This is a genomic window from Variovorax sp. 38R (genome assembly GCF_014843395.1).
In the GTDB taxonomy this organism is placed as follows: Bacteria; Pseudomonadota; Gammaproteobacteria; order Burkholderiales; family Burkholderiaceae_C; genus Variovorax; species Variovorax paradoxus_H.
Genome location: NZ_CP062121.1, coordinates 6,701,024 through 6,719,057 on the forward strand (window position 1 = coordinate 6,701,024; position 18,034 = coordinate 6,719,057).

Genomic DNA, 18,034 nt, shown 5'->3' on the forward strand with positions numbered 1-18,034 from the left:
AGCGTCGATCACGGTGCGGCTCCTTCGGCGCCCTTGGCGCGGGGCTTGTACGACGCGAACAGGTCGTAGATTTCCAGCTCCTTCATCTCGCGCACCACCGAGGGCGGCAGGTCGTCCACCGAGCCCAGGTCACCGTGCTCGCCGGCCAGTTCGGCCAGCACTTCCTCACGCCAGCGCGGATCGGGGTCGGTGCCTTCGACCACCTCGCGCTTGGGCGCGAAGAGCTTCGCGCAGATCAGGCCCGACACGACGCAGCCGCCGAGGCCTGCGAGCATCGCGTAGGCGCGCGCCAGCTCAGGCGTGCTGACCACGCTCGCGAGCACGCGGCTCGCCACGAGATACCCCGTGAGGCTCACCGCGACGCCGATCACGATCGACCACGCGAGGTGGCCCAGGTCGGCCGTGTCGCCCCATATCTCCACCAGCCGCCAGCGGGCGGGCGTTGCACTGTCTGCGTTCATTCGAGTTGTCTCCGTCTGGGTTGTGTGACAGCCGCGTGCGCAGCCGCCGCGGTGTCGGCCGCGGACCGTGGTGCGGGCTCCTCCCGCGTTGCTTACTTCTTGCGCAGCGCGTCGAGCAGTGCGACGGCGCGGTCGGTGCGCACGTCGTGCTCCGACGCCATCTGCTTGGCGATGTGGTCGATCTCGTCGCCGGTCGCACCTGCGACGAGCGCGATGTTGCGGGCGTGCAGCGCCATGTGGCCGCGCTGGATGCCTTCGGTGGCGAGCGCGCGCAAAGCGCCGAGGTTTTGCGCGAGGCCCACGGCCACCGCGACCTCGCCGAGTTCCTGCGCCGACTTCACGTCGAGGATCTTCAGTGCGAGCCGCGCGAGCGGATGCGTCTTCGTCGCGCCGCCGACCAGGCCCACGGGCATCGGCATCTCGATGGTGCCGACAAGTGCGCCCGTCGTGTCCTTCTCCCACGTGGTCAGCGAGGAATAGCGTCCGCTGCGGCAGGCGTAGGCATGCGCCCCGGCTTCCACCGCGCGCCAGTCGTTGCCGGTCGCGACGATCACCGGGTCGATGCCGTTCATGATGCCCTTGTTGTGCGTGGCCGCGCGGTAGGGGTCGATGGCCGCGAAGGTGTAGGCGTCGATCACGCCTTCGACCACTTCTTCGCCACTGCGCTCGCGCGTGGCCAGCACAGAAGGTGCAAGCCGCACGCGCGCACGCGCCAGCCGCAGGTCGGCCAGGTTCGACAGGATGCGCAGGCGCACCGTGCCGCCCGTGAGTCGCTCGACCAGCGGCGATACCGCCTCGGCCATCGTGTTGACGGTGTTCGCGCCCATCGCGTCGCGCACGTCGACGATCAGGTGCATCACCACCATCGCGCCGCGCGGCGTGTCACCGAACACATGCACCTCGATGTCGCGGCAGCCGCCGCCCAGGCCGATCAGCACCTTGTCGCGGCTGTTCGCCACGGCGAGGATTTCTTCGCGCGCACGCAGCAACGCGAGCCGCGCGCCGTACGGGTCGGTGATGCCGATCACCTGCACCTGCGCGCGCATCAGCGGCCCGGTGCTCGACGCCTCGAAGCCGCCGCCTTCGCGCGCCAGCTTGGCCATGAACGAGGCGGCGGCGACCACCGAGGGTTCTTCGACCGCCATCGGCACGAGGTAGTCGCGCCCGTTCACGGTGAAGTTGCCGGCCACGCCCAGCGGCAGCTCGAAGGTGCCGATCACGTTCTCGACCATGCCGTTGGCACGCTCCACACTCAGCGCGCCGGGTTGCGCGAGCAGCGCCACCTCGTCGTCGGTGAGCGATGCGGCCTGTGCGATGTGGGCCAGGCGTTGGGCGGGCGTGAGTGCGCGGAAATTGGGAATGCGGGAATCGGCGGCCATCGGTGCGTGTCTCTTCGGAAGGTGAATTCGGGAGCAGGCAATTTAGGCCAGCTGTACCGCCCGCGGAAGGCACAGTTTGGCGGGACAGTGCGGACAGTGGTGCGCCAGCGCGGCCTGCTGTGTCACAGTCGAAGCCCATGACCACGATCGCCGATTCGCTCGCCGACACCCTCGCGCGCCAGATCGCGAGCGGCGCCTACAAGGCCGGCGACAAGCTGCCCTCGCTGCGCGAACTCGCGCAACTTCACGGCTATGCCAAGAACACTGTCGTGGCCGCCTTCGAGCTGCTGGTGTCGCGCGGCCTCGTCGAGCCGCGGCGCGGTTCGGGCTACTACGTGCTTGCGCAGGCCACGGCCGCACCCAAGCCGGCGGAGGAAGACGCCGGCAGTCTCGGTCGCGCGATGGACATCGTGTGGCTCATGCGCGAGCAGCTCAAGACGCAGCCCGATGCGGTGGCCGTGGGCGACGGCTTTCCGCCCGTCGAATGGCTCGCCGATGTGCGGCTGGACAAGTACCACCCGAAGGTCGTGCGCACGGGGCTCGGTGCGCTGTTCCGCTACGGCAGCCGCTTCGGCTACGCGCCGCTGCGCGATCATCTCGTGCGCAAGCTCGCGGACTTCGGCATCGGCGCGGAGCCGCGCCAGATCGTGCTCACGCACGGCGCCAACGAGGCGATGGACATCGTCATCCGCTACTTCGTGCCGCCCGGCGGCAAGGTGCTGGTCGACGACCCGGGCTACTACCCGCTGTTCGGCAAGCTCAAGCTCGCGAGCGCGCAGATGCTGGCGGTGCCGCGCCTGGCCGACGGGCCCGACCTCGAGGTGCTGGAGCAATTGCTCATCGCCGAACGGCCGCGCCTGTTCTTCACGCAATCGCTCGCGCACAACCCCACGGGCTCCGACATCTCGCCGGCCAAGGCGTTTCGCGTGCTGCAGCTGGCGCAGAAGTACAACCTGCTGATCGTCGAGAACGACCCGCTGGCCGACTTCAAGCCGACCGCGTTGCCGCGCCTCTCCGCGCTCGACCAGTTGGAACGCACGATCTACATCGGCAGCTTCTCCAAGTCGTTCTCGGCCGCACTGCGCGTGGGCTTCATCGCCTGCGGGGCCGACCTGGCGAGCGACCTCGCCGACCTGAAGGCGCTGATCCACGTGAGCAGCTCGGAGTACAGCGAGCGCACGGTCGATGTCATCCTGAGCGAGGGCCACTACCAGCGGCACCTCAAGCGCCTGCAGCAGCGGCTGGGCGAGGCCACGCGCGACGCGCTGAAGCTGTTCGACGCGGTGGACGCCGAGGTCTTCGCGCGCAGCCCGCAGTCGCTCTACATCTGGGCCGCGCTGCCCGGCGTGGACGATTCGCTGGCCTTCGCGAAAGAGCTGCTGCCGCGCAAGATCGTGATGGCGCCGGGGCGCATCTTCAGCGTCGATTCGACGCATGTCTCGCGCTGGTCGCGCTTCAATGTCGGCGCCATGGCCGACCCGCGCTTCGCGAAGGCGCTGCGCACCGCGTTGCGGCGGCGATCCAGTCCTTGAACTAGCCCTTGAAGGTGCCGTGCCGGCCGGCGCCGCCGGCAAAGCGCGCGGCGCCGGCCTCGCCTTCGGCCGCGACGATCGGCACGCCCTGCGCGCCTTCGCGGCGCAGCGCCTCGGCCAGCGGCAGGTCCCACTGTTCGAACGCGGAGCGGCGATCGGCCAGCATGCATTGCTGCGGGAAGGCGGCGATCTGCCGCGCCAACTCTTGCGCTGCGGCGAGCGCGCCGCCCGGCGGTGTGGTGCGGTTCACCAGGCCCATCGCCAGCGCCTCGGCCGCGGAAACGGGCCGGCCCGTGAGGATCAGGTCGAGCGCGCGCCCCATGCCCACGAGGCGCGGCAGCCGCACGGTGCCGCCGTCGATCAGCGGCACGCCCCAGCGGCGGCAGAACACGCCGAGCACCGCGTCGTCGTCGGCCACGCGCAGGTCGGCCAGCAGCGCGAGCTCGAGCCCGCCCGCGACCGCGTAGCCGTTCACCGCCGCGATCAGCGGCTTGGACAGCGCCATGCGCGTCGGGCCCATCGGGCCGGCGCCACCGCCCTCGGGGTCGAGCTCATTGCGGCGCGTGGGGTCGCCGACCGCGCCCAGGTCGGCTCCCGCGCAGAAATGGCCGCCCGCGCCCGTCAGCACGGCCACGCGCAGCGCGTCGTCGGCCTCGAAGCGCTCGAAGGCCGCGCGCAATGCGGCGGCGACCACACCGTCCACGGCGTTGCGTTTGTCGGGCCGGTTCAGCGTGAGCGTGCAGACGGGGCCGTCCACGTCGAAGGTCACGCAGGGCGGGGTGGTCATGGCAGTGTCTCCGGGAGGCTGAAGTGGCGGGGCGATCCGGCCATCGTAGAAAACATTCCCGGGTTCTCCAACCCCGCCGCGCTCAGGTGGCGCGGATCACGTCCATGTCGCCAGTCTCTTGCGCATGCAGCCGTGCCACCTCGGCCGCGCGCTGCGTGAGCACCGCGCGCTGGTTGATGTAGCCCTTGTCGGTGATCTCGCCCGCATCGAGGCTGGGCGGTTCGGCCAGCACCAGCGCACAGGCCGGGCATTGCGACGAGCCCGCGCCTTCGTCGCGCACGGCGCGCAGCACCCCGGCGATGCGCGCGGCCAGCGCGTCGGGCGCGAGCGCCGCACCTTGCGGGCTGGCGAACACCAGCATGCCGATCGCGTCGCGGTCGTGGCCCGTGAGCACGATGTCCTGCACATGCGGCGCCAGCAGCGACACCAGCTTCACGCGCAGCGTGCCCACCGACACCCAGGTGCCGGTCGAGAGCTTGAAGTCTTCCGCCACGCGGCCGTTGAAGATCACGCCCTGCGCGGGGTCGCCGGGGTTCGCAAGAAAGCCGGCGTCGCCGATGCGGTAGTAGCCCTCGGCGTCGAAGGCCTCGGCGGTCTCGCGCGGCGCATCGCGGTAGCCGGGGAACACCGAGACGCCCTTGACGCGCATCTCCAGCTTTTCGCCGTTGGGCACGAACTTCAGCGCCAGCCCCGGCAGCGGTGCGCCGATGCAGCCGGCGCCGTCGAGCTGCCAGTGCGCCGAGGTGATCGCGGGCGAGGTCTCGGTCGCACCCCACGAGGTGGTGAGCCACAGCGGGCGCGTGGGCCGCACGCGCCGGGCCACTGCTTCGAGGCGTTGCCAGGTCGAAGGTGCGAGCGCTGCGGCCGCGTAGAAGGCCAGGCGCAGCCGCGAGAACACTTCGGTGGCGAGTGCGTCGTCGGCTTCGAGAAAGGGCAGCAGCATGTCGAAGCCGCGCGGCACGTTGAACAGCAGCGTGGGCTTCACCTCGCGCAGGTTGCGCACCGTCTTCTCGATGAGCCCCGGCGCGGGCCGGCCTTCGTCGATGTAGAGCGCGCCGCCGTGGCACAGCACCATGTGCAGGTTGTGGTTCGCGCCGAAGGTGTGGCTCCATGGCAGCCAGTCGACGAGCACCGGTTTTTCTTGCGCGAGGAAGCGCCAGGTCTGCGCCATCATCTGCTGGTTGGCGCACAGCATGCGGTGCGTGTTGATCACCACCTTGGGCTTGCCGGTGGAGCCCGAGGTCAGCAGGTACTTGGCGTGCGTGTCGGGGCCCACGGCGGCAAAGGCTTGCATGACGGCAGGCGTTTCTTTCGCCGCGAGCAATCGGTCGAACGCCATCGCGCCGGGATGCGCTTCGGCGTGGCGGCTGAACACCGTCACGGCCTCGATGCCGCAGCCGGCGAGCGACGCACCGTACACCTTCGCGTCGGACGCGTAGACCAGCGCCGGTTGCAGCGCCTGCAGCATGCCGTGCAGCCGCGACGGATCTTTGGTCATGCGCGAGTAGGCGCTGGACAGCGAACAGGCCGTGCGGCCGATGTGCATCGTCGCGAGCATCAGCACGGCGTGATCGATGGCGTTGTCCGAGAGGATCACGACCGGCCGGCCCGGCGGCAGGTTCAGGTCGAGCAGGCCCTGCGCCACCGCGCCGACGGCTGCACGCAGCGCGCGGTAGTTGAGCTTTCGCCAGCCTTCGCCCGTTTCATCGCGCTCGGCAAAGGCCAGCGCGTCGGGCGTTTCGCGCGCCCAGCGTTCGATCCATTCGCCGATGCAGCGTGCATACGGCTGCAACGTCGTCGGCGAGCGCAGCACGAACGAGCCGTCGTCGAGGTCGATGCGCACCGTGCGGGGCGGGGCGATCAGCGTGTCGTCGAGAAGGAAGTCGGTCATGTCAATCCAGCGACCCCGTCTCGGCCTTGGCGCGAATCAGGTTCAACAGCAGGGTGTCGCGCGCGGCTTCGAGGTCGGTGGTGTGGCGCGCGCCGAGTTCTTCGGCCACGCCTTGCACCACCTGCTGCTTCAACGCGTCCGTCATCGACGGCGCGCCCAGGTCCTTCCACCAGTCTTCGATCGGCCCGCCCAGGTGCGCGAGCAGGTGCTCGATGCCGCCCGCGCCGCCCGAGAGGTGCAGGTTCATGAACGGTCCCATCACGGCCCAGCGCAGGCCGGGGCCGTGCGCGATGGCGGTGTCGATGTCGGCCACGCTCGCCACGCCCTCGTTGACGAGGTGGAACGCCTCGCGCCACAGGGCAGCCTGCAGCCGGTTCGCGATGTGGCCTTTCACCTCGCGCTTCACGTGGATCGGCCGCTTGCCGATGGCCGCATAGAACGCCATCGTGCGGGCGATGACCTCGGCCGAGGTCTGCTCGCCGCCGATCACTTCGACCAGCGGAATCAGGTGCGGCGGGTTGAACGGATGTCCCAGCACCACGCGCTGCGGGTGCGTGCAGCCCGACTGCACGCCGCTGATCGCCAGGCCCGAGGAGCTCGACGCGAGGATGGTGTCGGGTGGCGCCGCCGCGTCCATGCGGCGGAACAGGTCGATCTTGAAATCCATGCGCTCGGGGCCGTTCTCCTGCACGAAGTCGGCCACGGCCACCGCGTCTTCCAGGCTGTCGTGAAAGCGCAGCCGGTCGACCGAGGCGCGCTCGGCGAGGCCGAAGCGTTCCAGCGTCGGCCAGTGCTGCGCCACGGCGGCGCGCAGCCGGTCTTCGGCGCCGGGCGAGGGGTCGGTCGCGTTCACGTCGAGCCCTTGCGCGAGGAAGTACGCGGCCCAGCTCGCGCCGATCACGCCGGTGCCGACGACGGCGACGCGCTTCACGTCGTTGATGAGGGTCATGCTTGTTTCCACCGCGCGCAGCGGCTCTCCGTCTTGGTGGTCCACGCGGCTTCGCCGGGGATGTTCTCGATCACCTTGTAATAGTCCCATGGCTCCTTCGACTCGGCCGGTGTCTTCACCTGCATGAGGTGCATGTCGTGCACCATGAGGCCGTCGTCGCGCAGCCAGCCGCCCTTGACGAACATGTCGTTGAACTTCGTCTTGCGCAGCTGCGCCATCACCTTGTCGGCGTCGTCGCTGCCCGCGGCCTTCACGGCCTGCAGGTACTGCAGCGTGGCCGAGTAGTCGCCGGCATGGAAAGAAGAAGGCATGCGCTTGTGCTTGTCGAAGAAGCGGCGCGCCCACGCGCGCGACTCGGGGCTCTGGTTCCAGTACCAGCTGTCGGTGAGGTACATGCCCTGCGAGGCCTTCAGGCCCAGCGCGTGCACGTCGTTGATGGTGATGATCATGCCGGCGAGTTTCATGTTCTTGCTGAGGCCGAACTCCGCCGCCGACTTGATGGCGTTCACCGTGTCGCCGCCCGCGTTGGCCAGCGCCAGCACCTGCGCCTTCGAGCTTTGCGCCTGCAGCATGAACGACGAGAAATCGCTCGCGCCCAGCGGGTGCTTCACCGAGCCCGCCACCGTGCCGCCGCTGGCCTGCACGGTCTTGGTGGCGTCGTTTTGCAGCGCGGCACCGAAGGCGTAGTCGGCCGCCACGAAGTACCAGCTCTTGCCGCCGGCCTTGACCACCGCGCTCGCGGTGCCGCGCGCCATCGCCACCGTGTCGTAGGCGTAGTGCACGGTGTAGGGCGAGCAGTACTCGTTGGTGAGGCTCGACGCGCCCGAGCCCACCACGAAGTACGGCTTCTTCTTGTCGGCCGCCACGCCCGCCATGGCAATGGCCGCGCCCGAGTTGACACCGCCGATCAGCATGTCGACCTTGGTCACGTCGAACCATTCGCGCGCCTTGGCGGCGGCGATGTCGGGCTTGTTCTGGTGGTCGGCCGTGACCAGCTCGATCTTCTTGCCGTCGATGGCGCCGCCCATGTCGGCGATGGCCATGCGGATCGCCTCGGCGCCGGCCGGGCCGTCGTAGTCGCGGTAGATGCCCGACATGTCGCTGATGAAGCCGATGCGGATGGTGTCGTCGGACACCTGGGCGAAGGCGCCCGATGCAAAGAGTGCGCCGAGTGCGAGGGCCAGTGCGGTGCGGGAAGTGTTCATATGTCGTGTCTCTGTTCGTTGTCGTTGTTGTCTTGTCAGCCGAGTGCGAACTCGGGCCGCGGTCCACCCACGCGCGGCAGGCCCATGATCTGCCGCGCCTCGGCCGGCGTGGCCACTTCCATGTCGAGCTCGCGGATCACGCGCACGATGCGCTCGGTGAGCTGCACGTTGGTGGCCAGCTCACCGTGGCGGAAGTAGAGGTTGTCTTCCAGCCCCACGCGCGCATGGCCGCCCAGCAGCAGCGCCGCCACGTTGGCCTCGAGCTGCGACATGCCGATGCCGCTTACGCCGAAGATGGCGCCCTGGGGCAACGTGTCGACCATCATCTGCAGGTTGCGCGGCGAGTACGGCATCGCGTTCTGGAAGTTGCGGTGTACGTTCATCACCAGGTTGATGAAGTAGGGCGCGTCGTCATGGCCTTCCTCGATCAGCGTGGTCGTGTCCTGCAGGATGTGCGTGGGGCTGAACACCTCCCACTCGGGCTTGATGCCGCGCGCCTTCATGCCGGCGGCGAGTTCGCGCCCGCGCGTGATGGGCGTGTCCATCAGGATCTGCTTGCCCTCGAAGCTCAGGTTGAGCGTGGTGGCGTCGAGCGTGCACATCTCGGCGCCGGCGTCCATGCCCTTGATGCGCTCTTCCCACGCAATCTCCCAGCGGTCGCCCGCCAGCGGCTTCACCATGTCGCCGTGCACGCCGCCGCCGGTGGAGTTGTTGAGCACGATGTCGCAGCCGGCCGCGCGGATGCGGCTGTTGATGTCGCGGTACACCTCGGCGTTGCAGGTGGCGCCGTCGTCGGGGCGGCGCGCGTGGATGGCGACCACGCTGGCGCCGGCGTTCCAGCAGCGCAGCACGTCGGCGGCAATCTCGACGGGCTGGGTGGGGAGGTGGGGGTTCTGCGACTTGTGCGCCATGCCGCCGGTGGGGGCGATGGTCACGATCACTTTGCGCTTCGACATGCTCGGGGCTCCTGGGGTCGGTCTGTCAGTCGTTCATGGGGGCGCGCCATTATTTTTTGTGATGCGTTTGTACTCAGTCATCGCGACGACATTCCGGGGCAGGGTTTACGCGGCGCAGGCGCTAAAGTCGTCGTCGCGCCATCGCGCACCAAGGAGCACCCTCTATGAAATTAATGCCCTTCCTGCTGGCCACCGCGGCCGCGTTCACCACCCTCGGCGCCGCCGCGCAACCCGCCGGCCCTGCCACCTGCGACGCCAAGCGCGAAGCCATCGGCCGCGACATCGAGATGGCCAAGTCCAAGGGCCAGAAGCAGCGTGTGCGCGGGCTCGAAACGGCGCTGGCCGAGGTGAACCGCAACTGCACCGACGCCAAGCTGGCGGCCGAGCACCAGCGGCGCGTCCGCAGCCAGGAGCGCAAGGTGGCCGAGCGCGAGCGCGACCTGCGCGAAGCCCAGCAGAAGGGACGCGCCAGCAAGATCGCCGACCGCGAGAAGAAACTGCACGAGGCGCAGGCCGAGCTGCAGCACCTCAAGGCCGCGCAGTAAACAAGCAAAAAAAGACAGCATGCCCCCGACCAAGCCGGCGATCCCCGCAGCCTCTTTGACCATTGCCCAGCTGCTGCAAGGCTCGGCCTGGTTCCCGCTGCTCGACGTGGGCGCGGGCGAGCGCGTGCTCGACGAGATGCGCGAGGTCGAGGTGGCGGCCGGCGCCGCGCTGTGCCGGCGCGGCGACACGCCGCTGCACTGGTACGGCACGCTCGAAGGGCTGCTCAAGTGGTCGATCACCTCCAGCGACGGCCGCTCGGTCACGCTGGGCGGCCTGTCGGTGGGCAGCTGGTTCGGCGAAGGCACGCTGCTGCGCGCCGTGCCGCGCTCGGCCGACATCATTGCGCTGCGCCCCAGCCGCGTGGCGCAACTGCCGCTGGAGACCTTCGAGTGGCTGCACCGCACGCAGCGCGGCTTCGATCACTTCCTGCTGCAGCAGATCAACGAGCGGCTGCACTGGTTCATGGGCAGCTACGCCGCGCACCGCCTGCTCGATGCCGACAGCCAGGTGGCGCGCGCATTGGCCGGCCTGTTCCATCCGTGGCTGCATCCGGGCAGCGAGTCGCATCTGCAGACTTCGCAGGAAGAGATCGCGAACCTGTCGGGTGTGTCGCGGCAGCGGTGCAATGCGGCGTTGAACCGGCTGAAGGAAGCGGGGTTCCTGCACATCGAGTACGGCGGGATCACGGTGACCGACCTCGAAGGCTTGCGGCGCTTCATCCAGGAATGAAGGATTTACTCCCTCTCCCCGAGGGGAGAGGGAACCGGGCCGCTCAGCGCTTGTGGTGCGACGCCGCCAGTTCGTACACCGGCGTGTCGATCCCTTCCATGCGCGCCTTCAGCTGCAGCGCCAGGAACTGCGAGTAATGGCGCGACTGGTGCAGGTTGCCGCCGTGGAACCACAGGTTCTCGACCTGCGTCGGCTTCCACATGTTGCGCAGCTCGCCTTCCCACGGGCCCGGGTCTTTCGGCGTGTCGGAGCCCAGGCCCCAGCACTTGCCGACCTTGTCGGCGATCTCGGGCGAGATCAGATCGGCGAGCCAGCCGTTCATCGAGCCGTAGCCCGTGGCGTACACCAGCAGGTCGGCCGGCAGCTCGGTGCCGTCGGTGAGCGTGACCGAGTTTGCGTTCACGCGCTCGATGTTCACGCCGCTCTTCAGGTGGATGCTGCCGTTGGCCACCAGCTCCGAGGCGCCCACGTCGATGTAGTAGCCCGAGCCGCGCCGCAGGTACTTCATGAACAGGCCCGAGCCGTCCACGCCGAAGTCGAGCAGGAAGCCTGCCTTCTCGAGGCGCGCGTACAGGTCGGCGTCGCGCTTCTTCATCTCCTCGTACACCGGGATGTGGAAGGTGTGCATGATCTTGTAGGGCACCGAGGCGAAGATGAGGTCGCCCTTGTGGTGGTCGATGCCGCTCTTCACCGCCTGCTCGGAATACAGGCCGCCCAGCGCCAGCTCCATGAGCGACTGCGAGGGCGCGATGTGCGTGGACGAGCGCTGCACCATCGTCACGTCGGCGCCGTGCTCCCACAGCGCCGCGCAGATGTCGTGCGCCGAGTTGTTCGAGCCCAGCACCACGCACTTCTTGCCCGCATAGGCCTCGGGCCCGGGGTGCTGGCTGGAGTGGTGCTGGTCGCCCAGGAAGTTCTCGGCGCCCGCCACCTTCGGCACGTTCGGGTAGCCCGACACGCCGAGCGCAAACACCAGCTGCTTCGGGCGCAGCGTCACGGGCTTGCCTTCGCGCTCCACCTGCACCTCCCAGCGCTGCGTGGCCTCGTCGAAGCGCGCCTTGGTGGCGTTCGTGGAACTCCAGTAGTTGAGTTCCATGATCTTCGTGTACATCTCGAGCCAGTCGCCGATCTTGTCCTTGGGCGCGAACACGGGCCAGTCGTCGGGGAAGGGCATGTAGGGCAGGTGGTCGTACCAGACCGGGTCGTGCAGGCACAGCGACTTGTAGCGCTTGCGCCAGGAGTCGCCGGCCTTGGCGTTGCGCTCCACGATGATCGTCGGCACGCCCAGCCGCCGCAGCCGCGCTCCCAGCGCGATGCCGCCCTGGCCGCCGCCGATGATCACCACCTCGGGCTGCTCGGTGTAGCCCAGCGCAGCCTCTTCGTCGCGGCGCTTCTCGAGCCAGTTCTTGCGGCCCTTGTGCACGCCGTGCTCGGCGCCCTTGATGCGTTGGTCGCCAGTCTTTTCCTCGAAGCCTTTCAGCTCGGTCATCGTGGTGAGCAGCGTCCAGGCCTTGCCGTTGCGCAAGCGAAGGTGGCCGCGCCCGCGCGCCACGCGCGTCTCGAAGGTGAACCATGCATCGACCACGCCTTCGGCCTCGGTCGCGTCGCCTTCGAGCGCAAGGGCCGTGGGCTGCGTGTCGGCCAGGCGCGCCTGCAGCATCGCGCGGATGGCGCCGGGGCCTTCCTGCGTGCGCAGGTTCCAGGTGAAGGCGACGAGGTCGCGCCAGTAGCTGTCGGCCTCGAACCGCGAAACGGCCGTGTCGATGTCGCCGCGTGCGAGCGCGGCGGCGAAGTCGGCCAGCCATTGGGCGGCGGCCCGGGTGGGGCCGGTGGTCGGGTCTGTCATTGCATGTCTCCGTTGTGTCGTTGAACGAATCGCGGCGCGGCAAGGCGCACGCAGGAGTCGTGGCGCAGCTTTCGTGCCGTGCGAGGGGCGACGAAGAATCAAGGGGTTGGCCGGGGTTTTGTCGCAGGCGGCGGGCGTGTCGCATGCGCCGTGCGACAGACATGCGACGCGGCTGAGACGGGCCGGCGAGCCCACTGAACAGAGGAAGAAAACTTTTGAATTAACTTTTCTGCGGCCGCATCCGATGCGCCGCAAAAGCTGTGGCGCAGTGGCCACTTCGGCGTGAACTTTTGGTTATGAATCCAAAGCTTTCGTTACATTCGTGAAGCCTTTCGGCGCCGCCGGAAGCGCACAAAAAATCCATACAAAGGACGAGGGACACATGAGGGCAAACATCGGAACCGCGCTCGCCGCGGCAGTGGTCTTGGGACTGGCCGGATGCGGCGGAGGAGGTGGTGGTGGGGGCGGTGGAGGCGGGTTGCCGATCGGGTTCGTTCCGGCGCCCGCACCCACGCCGCCCCCCGCGGCAGAGCTGAAGCTCACCGTCGAAATCGCAGGCACCGTGGCCACCCCCGATGGCGCGGGCACGTACACCGTGCGGCCGGGCCAGGAAGTGGTGGTCAAGTCGAGCGACAGCGTCGCCTGGGCCGCCAGCGGTGGCGGCGGCACGGCCACCCTCACCAACGACGTCGACACCGGCGCCACGCAGTGGGTCTCGCGCTTCGCGAACAGCAGCAAGACAGACGCCGCCAGCTACAAACTCGAAGCCTCCGCCTCCGAAGGCCGCACGAAGCAGGTGAACTTCGCGGTCCAGACCGGCAGCTACGACAACGGCGACTACATGGTGTTCGCCGCCAACGGCTCGCGCCAGAAGCTGCACATCGACTTCGATGCGAAGACCTACGACGTGACCGATGCGGCAGGCGACAAGACCTCGGGCACCTTCAGTGCGAACGGCACCGGCTGGGTCTTTTCCAACAGCCGCGTTCCCGGCATTCCCAACAACGCGACCTTCCTGACGCTGAAGGACAGCTTCGCCGGCGGGTTCCCGTTCGCCGTGCCCTTCTCGTCGCCGGTGACCTACAAGAACGCGCCATTCATCGCAACGCGCGCCTTTGTCACCACGCAGGCCAAGCTGGATGGCACGTACGACCGCGCGCGCGTCGACTACACGAGCGCAGACCGCGAATCCGCGATCGCGCAGATCCGGATTTCCGATGGCGGCACGGTAATGAAGCAGTGCGTCGACCAGAAGATCTACCGCATCGAGAACTGCCCGAGCAGCAGCGTGGCGACCACGGCGGTCGCGGCCGACACGGAAGCCGGTCTGTGGACGCTGAAGGACGCCAGTGGCGCGGTCATCGGCAAGTTCGGCATCGCCATGGTGGAAGGCGAAAAGATCTACCTGAGCGCCGGCACGTCGACAGCCTTGGCCAATCAGGTGATGGCCATCGGTGTGCCCGCCGCCGCGACCTATGCGAACTTCAACGCCTCCGGTTGGGCCACGGACGGGGACATCAACCTCTCGAACGTGTCGACCGGGCTGTATTCGCTGTCGGCGCCCGCTGGTCCGGTGATCACCAAGTCGCTGGCGCTGACCGCGTTGAGCAGCGACGCCCCTGTCGGCATGCGGGATGCCATCGATGGTGCGGCTGCATCGGATCAGTACTTCGCCATGCGCTCGAGCAAGCTCGACGTTCTGATCGGCAAGCGGGGTCCTTCGTCGCCGACGCGCGGCTACCTGCACATTGGCGTGATCCAGTAACACCACGCTGACCCGAGAAGCCCGCGCGCCGTGACCGGCGTCGCGGGCTTTTTCATGCGCGACGCGACGGCGATGTATGGAATGTTGAACGACGTATAAAATTGCACGACGTTCAAATTCAGGGATGCATACCGTGACAGAACCCGATCCCGCCGGCCGCCGCGAACGCCGCCGCACCCAGACGCTCGACCACGTCGCGTCCACCGCCATGCGCCTGTTCGAAGCCCAGGGCTACGACGCGACCACCATGGAGCAGATCGCGCAGCAGTCCGACGTGGCCAAGGGCACGCTCTACAACCACTTCCCGACCAAGGAAGCGATCCTGGCGCACTGGGTGCACCTCGAACTCGTGGTCGATGCGCAGCGCCTGCATGCGTCGATCGATCCGAAAGCGGGTTTCACGGCGCAGCTCACCGGCCTGCTTGATGCCTCGGCCGAATGGTCCGAGCGCTACCGGGCCTACCTGCTCGACTACTTCCGCTTTCGCTTCCTCAACATCGAGAGCGAACTCGGCGGCGGCGACCGCGGCACGCCGCGCGACCTGTCGGGGCTGTTCGAGGCGCTGATCACCGCCGCCCAGCAGGCCGGCACGCTGCGCACCGACGTGTCGGCCGCGCACCTTGCGAGCCTGCTGCACCACCTGTACTTCGGCGCGCTGATGCGCTGGCTCACGCTGCCCGGCCTCGTGCTGCGCGACGAGTTCGCCGTGGTCGTCGACCTCTTCGTCGGTGGCGCACGCGCGGCCCCCAAACCCCCGGCAAGGAGGCGCGCCTCATGAAGATCGCCGTGCTCACCTACGGCACCGAGGGCGACGCGCGCCCGCTCGCCGCCCTGTGCCGCGCAATGGACGACGCGGGCCATGCGTCGGTGCTGCTGGCGGACGCGACCACGCTCGGCGCGGCCGAACGGCTCGGCGTGCGCTCGCAGCCACTGGCCGGCGACATCCGGCAGGCGCTCGGCGGCGTCATCGCGCAGGGCGACAAGCCGGCCGCCGCCGCCAAGGCGCTCGCGGACATCGCCAATGCCAACGCCACGCCCTGGCTGCGCCAGACCGTCGAGACCGCGCAGGGTTGCGACGCGATCGTCTGTGCGGGGCTCGCGGCCTTCGTGGGCCTGTCGGCGGCCGAGGCGCTGGGCGTGCCCGCCATCGGCGCGGGCATGTTCCCGCTCACGCCGACGGGCGCATTCGCCTCGCCCTTTCTGCCGCCCGCCCGCGTGCCGCGCTTTTTGAACCGCGCGAGCCATCACCTCGTCAACGGGCTGCTCTGGCGCGCCTTCCGGCCGGCCGTGAATGCCGCGCGCGCCGAGGTCTGCGGCCTGCCGCCGCGCCGGCGCCTGTGGACCAAGCACCCCGCGCTTTATGGCTACTCGCCGAGCCTGTTGCCGCGTCCGGCCGACTGGCCCGCCAACGCCGTCGTGTGCGGCCAGTGGCTCGCGCCCGTGCCCGACTGGCAACCGCCGGCGTCGCTGCGCGACTTTCTCGCGGCCGGCGAGGCGCCCATCTATATCGGCTTCGGCAGCATGACGGGCTTCGACAAAACGCGGCTGCTCGCGGCCCTCGTCGACGGCGTGGCCGGCCGGCGCGCGGTGCTGCACCCCGGATGGAGTGGTCTCGATGTGCAGCAACTGCCGTCGAACTTCCACGCCATCGGCGACACCCCGCACGACTGGCTGTTTCCGCAGATGGCGCTGGTGGTGCACCACGGCGGCTCGGGCACCAGCCACTCGGCCGCGCGCGCGGGCGTGCCCTCGGTGGTCGTGCCCTTCGCGGGCGACCAGGCGTTCTGGGCGCACCACCTCGCGCAGGCGGGCGTGGCACCGCCCGCGGTGGCGGGTGCCCGGTTCGGCGCCGACGACCTGGCGCGCGGCATCGCGTTCGCGCACGACCCGCAGGTGCGCGCGCGGGCCCGGGCGCTGGGCGAACGCATGCGCGCGGAAGACGGCCTGGGCACGGCCGTGCGCGCCATCGAGCAGATCCTCGCGCGTTAGATCGGATCAGCCGCGCTGCGGCGCCACGATGCCGAAGCGCTTCATGTGGCGGTACGCGGTGGCGCGGCTGATGCCGAGCGCCTGCGCGGCCCGCGCCACATGCCAGCGGTGGCGCTGCAGCGCGTCGAGCAGGCGCGTGGCGTCGGCGGCGCTGTCTTCATCGTCGACCGGCGCGGGTGCGGCGTCGCGGTGGTCGAGCGACGGCCGATGCGGCGCCAGGCGCAGCTCCTCGGGCGTGATGCTCGCACCCGTGCAGAGCGCCAGCGCCAACCGCAGCACATTGCGCAGCTCGCGCAGATTGCCCGGCCAGTCATGCGCCATCAGCCGCAGCATCGCGGCCTCCGACAGCCGCGCGGTCGAGCCCATCGCCGCCGCTTCTTCGTGGAACATCGCCTCGATCAGGTACCGCCGGTCACGCCGCGCGCGCAGCGGCGGCAGCTTCAGCACCGCGCCGCACAGGCGGTAGTACAGGTCCTCGCGAAAGCGCCCGGCCGCGACCAGCGCCGACAGGTCGCGGTGCGTGGCCGCCACCACGGCGAGGTCCACGCGCTGCCGCGACTCGGCGCCCAGCGGCAGCACCTCGCCTTCGGACAGCACGCGCAGCAGCCGCGTCTGCAGCGCTATCGGCATGTCGCCGATCTCGTCGAGAAACAGCGTGCCGCGGTCGGCCTGTGCGATCAGCCCCTTCATGCCCTTGGCGCGGCCGCCTGTGAAGCTGCCGGGCGTGTAGCCGAAGAGCTCGCTCTCGATCAGCGAATCGGGAATGGCCGCGCAGTTCACCGCCACGAAGGGCAGCGCCGCGCGCCGGCTCGCGCCGTGCAGTGCGCGCGCCAGCACCTCCTTGCCGCTGCCGGTCTCGCCTTCGACCAGCACATGGATGCCGCGGTCCACCAGGCGGCGCGCCTGCGCGATCAGTTGCTGCATCGCGGGGTCGTCGTCGCCCGCGATGCGTTCGAGTGGTGGCAGGCGGTCCGACGGTTGGGGCGCCGGTGATGCGGGCGTCGTGGCCGGCAAGCGCCGCAAGCGCGGCGCGATCAGCGAGGCGTGGTATTCGCCGCCGCCGGGCAGCAGCACCGTGTGCGCGAAGGGCAGGGCCGATGCACCGCCGTTGCCCAGGCGCCAGATCGCGTCCATCGGCAGGTGCAGCAGCTCCGACACCGCACCGCCCAGCAGGGGGTGCTGCAGCCCCGAGAAGACCTCGCGCGCGCCGCCGTTGGCGCCCACCACCGTACCGCCATCGTCGAAGGCCAGCATCACCTCGCCCGCCACGTCGACCAGCCCGAAGGCACTGCCCAGCCGCAGGATCCAGTGGCCGCGAAAGTGCCGCAGAAAGTCGGCGTCCTCGATCATCCGCGCGTACATCGACACCAGGTGCCGCACCAGGTGCTGGCTCTCGCGCGCCTCGGGCGAGCGCAGGGCCGACACGTCGAGGATGGCCGTGAGCTTGCCGCTGTGATCGAACAGCGGCGCCGTCGTGCAGGTGAGCGCGATGTGCGTGGCGTCGAAGTGCTCGGTCTGGTGGCAGGTCATCGGCTGCCGCTCGATCAGGCAGGTGCCCACGCCGCAGGTGCCGGCGTGCGCCTCGTTCCAGTCGGCACCCAGGTACAGGCCGGCCCGGCGCAACTGGTCGTCCCAGGCCGGGTTGCCGATGTAGTCGACCGTGATGCCCTCGGCGTCGGTCAGCAGCACCATGTAGCCCAGCTCGGCCACGCGGCGGTAGATGTCTTCCATGCCCGCACGCGCGGCGCGCAGAAAGTGTTCGAGCTGCTGCTGGTGCACGCGCACCTCCTGCGCCGGCAGGATGCGCGCCGGCGTCGGCCTCGACGGATCAAGCCCGTGGTCGCGCACGCAGCGCGCCCATGACTTGTGCACCAGGCTCGCCGCCGGATCGGCCAGCAGCGCCGTGCCGGTGGCGATCGAATAGACGTTGTCGATGTGGCGCGATTGCAGGGACGTCATGCGCAGCCTCGTGCGTGGGTGGGCGCGGCTCGGGGAGAGG

15 protein-coding genes are annotated in these 18,034 nt (G+C 69.3%); 6 read left to right on the forward strand and 9 right to left on the reverse strand.

All coding sequences use genetic code 11. From position 1 onward, the window contains the following. Positions 1–8 precede the first annotated feature (8 nt). Entirely contained in the window at positions 9–461 is a 453-nt protein-coding gene (locus IG196_RS31170) for a hypothetical protein (protein WP_192194313.1), read from the reverse strand. Between the two features lie 92 nt (positions 462–553). Next, positions 554–1,840, reverse strand: a complete 1,287-nt coding sequence (locus IG196_RS31175; RefSeq protein WP_192194314.1) for a hydroxymethylglutaryl-CoA reductase, degradative — start codon at positions 1,838–1,840, stop codon at positions 554–556. Between the two features lie 137 nt (positions 1,841–1,977). On the opposite strand from IG196_RS31175, the gene IG196_RS31180 reads away from it, so the two are divergent. Further along, entirely contained in the window at positions 1,978–3,372 is a 1,395-nt protein-coding gene (locus IG196_RS31180; protein WP_192194315.1) for a PLP-dependent aminotransferase family protein, read from the forward strand. 1 nt (position 3,373) lies between these two features. On the opposite strand, the gene IG196_RS31185 is transcribed toward IG196_RS31180, so the two are convergent. From IG196_RS31185 to IG196_RS31205, 5 genes are all read right to left on the reverse strand, one after another. Beyond that, positions 3,374–4,159: a crotonase/enoyl-CoA hydratase family protein gene (locus IG196_RS31185; RefSeq protein WP_192194316.1), complete on the reverse strand. Its 786-nt coding sequence runs from the start codon at positions 4,157–4,159 to the stop codon at positions 3,374–3,376. Positions 4,160–4,241: 82 nt separating this feature from the next. Then, positions 4,242–6,050 carry a feruloyl-CoA synthase gene (locus tag IG196_RS31190; protein ID WP_192194317.1) on the reverse strand — a complete coding sequence of 603 codons (1,809 nt, stop codon included), beginning with the start codon at positions 6,048–6,050 and terminating at the stop codon, positions 4,242–4,244. Between the two features lies 1 nt (position 6,051). Beyond that, the gene (locus tag IG196_RS31195; protein WP_192194318.1) at positions 6,052–6,999 is read right to left on the reverse strand and encodes a 3-hydroxyacyl-CoA dehydrogenase NAD-binding domain-containing protein; all 948 of its coding nucleotides are present in this window, start codon (positions 6,997–6,999) and stop codon (positions 6,052–6,054) included. Then, on the reverse strand, positions 6,996–8,204 hold the full coding sequence (locus IG196_RS31200) for an ABC transporter substrate-binding protein (RefSeq protein WP_192194319.1): 1,209 nt from the start codon (positions 8,202–8,204) through the stop codon (positions 6,996–6,998). Before IG196_RS31200 ends, IG196_RS31195 begins: the two co-directional genes overlap by 4 nt. A gap of 35 nt (positions 8,205–8,239) precedes the next feature. Further along, on the reverse strand, positions 8,240–9,160 hold the full coding sequence (locus IG196_RS31205) for a 3-keto-5-aminohexanoate cleavage protein (protein ID WP_192194320.1): 921 nt from the start codon (positions 9,158–9,160) through the stop codon (positions 8,240–8,242). 164 nt (positions 9,161–9,324) lie between these two features. On the opposite strand from IG196_RS31205, the gene IG196_RS31210 reads away from it, so the two are divergent. Further along, complete coding sequence (locus IG196_RS31210; RefSeq protein ID WP_192194321.1) at positions 9,325–9,705, forward strand: DUF1090 domain-containing protein; 381 nt, start codon at positions 9,325–9,327, stop codon at positions 9,703–9,705. A 19-nt stretch (positions 9,706–9,724) separates the two neighbouring features. Further along, positions 9,725–10,435 (forward strand): Crp/Fnr family transcriptional regulator, encoded by a 711-nt coding sequence (locus IG196_RS31215; RefSeq protein ID WP_101490618.1) that lies wholly within the window; start codon positions 9,725–9,727, stop codon positions 10,433–10,435. 43 nt (positions 10,436–10,478) lie between these two features. Here IG196_RS31215 and IG196_RS31220 read toward each other — a convergent pair whose 3' ends face one another. Then, positions 10,479–12,281, reverse strand: coding sequence for an NAD(P)/FAD-dependent oxidoreductase (locus IG196_RS31220; protein WP_192194322.1), 1,803 nt, complete (start codon positions 12,279–12,281; stop codon positions 10,479–10,481). Positions 12,282–12,663: 382 nt separating this feature from the next. On the opposite strand from IG196_RS31220, the gene IG196_RS31225 reads away from it, so the two are divergent. From IG196_RS31225 to IG196_RS31235, 3 genes are all read left to right on the forward strand, one after another. Then, complete coding sequence (locus IG196_RS31225; RefSeq protein ID WP_192194323.1) at positions 12,664–14,046, forward strand: hypothetical protein; 1,383 nt, start codon at positions 12,664–12,666, stop codon at positions 14,044–14,046. A gap of 124 nt (positions 14,047–14,170) precedes the next feature. After that, complete coding sequence (locus tag IG196_RS31230; RefSeq protein ID WP_192194324.1) at positions 14,171–14,824, forward strand: TetR/AcrR family transcriptional regulator; 654 nt, start codon at positions 14,171–14,173, stop codon at positions 14,822–14,824. Then, positions 14,821–16,035, forward strand: coding sequence for a glycosyltransferase (locus tag IG196_RS31235; RefSeq protein ID WP_192194325.1), 1,215 nt, complete (start codon positions 14,821–14,823; stop codon positions 16,033–16,035). The genes IG196_RS31230 and IG196_RS31235 overlap by 4 nt, the downstream gene beginning before the upstream one ends. Positions 16,036–16,041: 6 nt before the next feature. Here IG196_RS31235 and IG196_RS31240 read toward each other — a convergent pair whose 3' ends face one another. Further along, positions 16,042–17,994 carry a sigma-54-dependent Fis family transcriptional regulator gene (locus tag IG196_RS31240; RefSeq protein ID WP_192194326.1) on the reverse strand — a complete coding sequence of 651 codons (1,953 nt, stop codon included), beginning with the start codon at positions 17,992–17,994 and terminating at the stop codon, positions 16,042–16,044. Between the last annotated feature and the right edge of the window lie 40 nt (positions 17,995–18,034).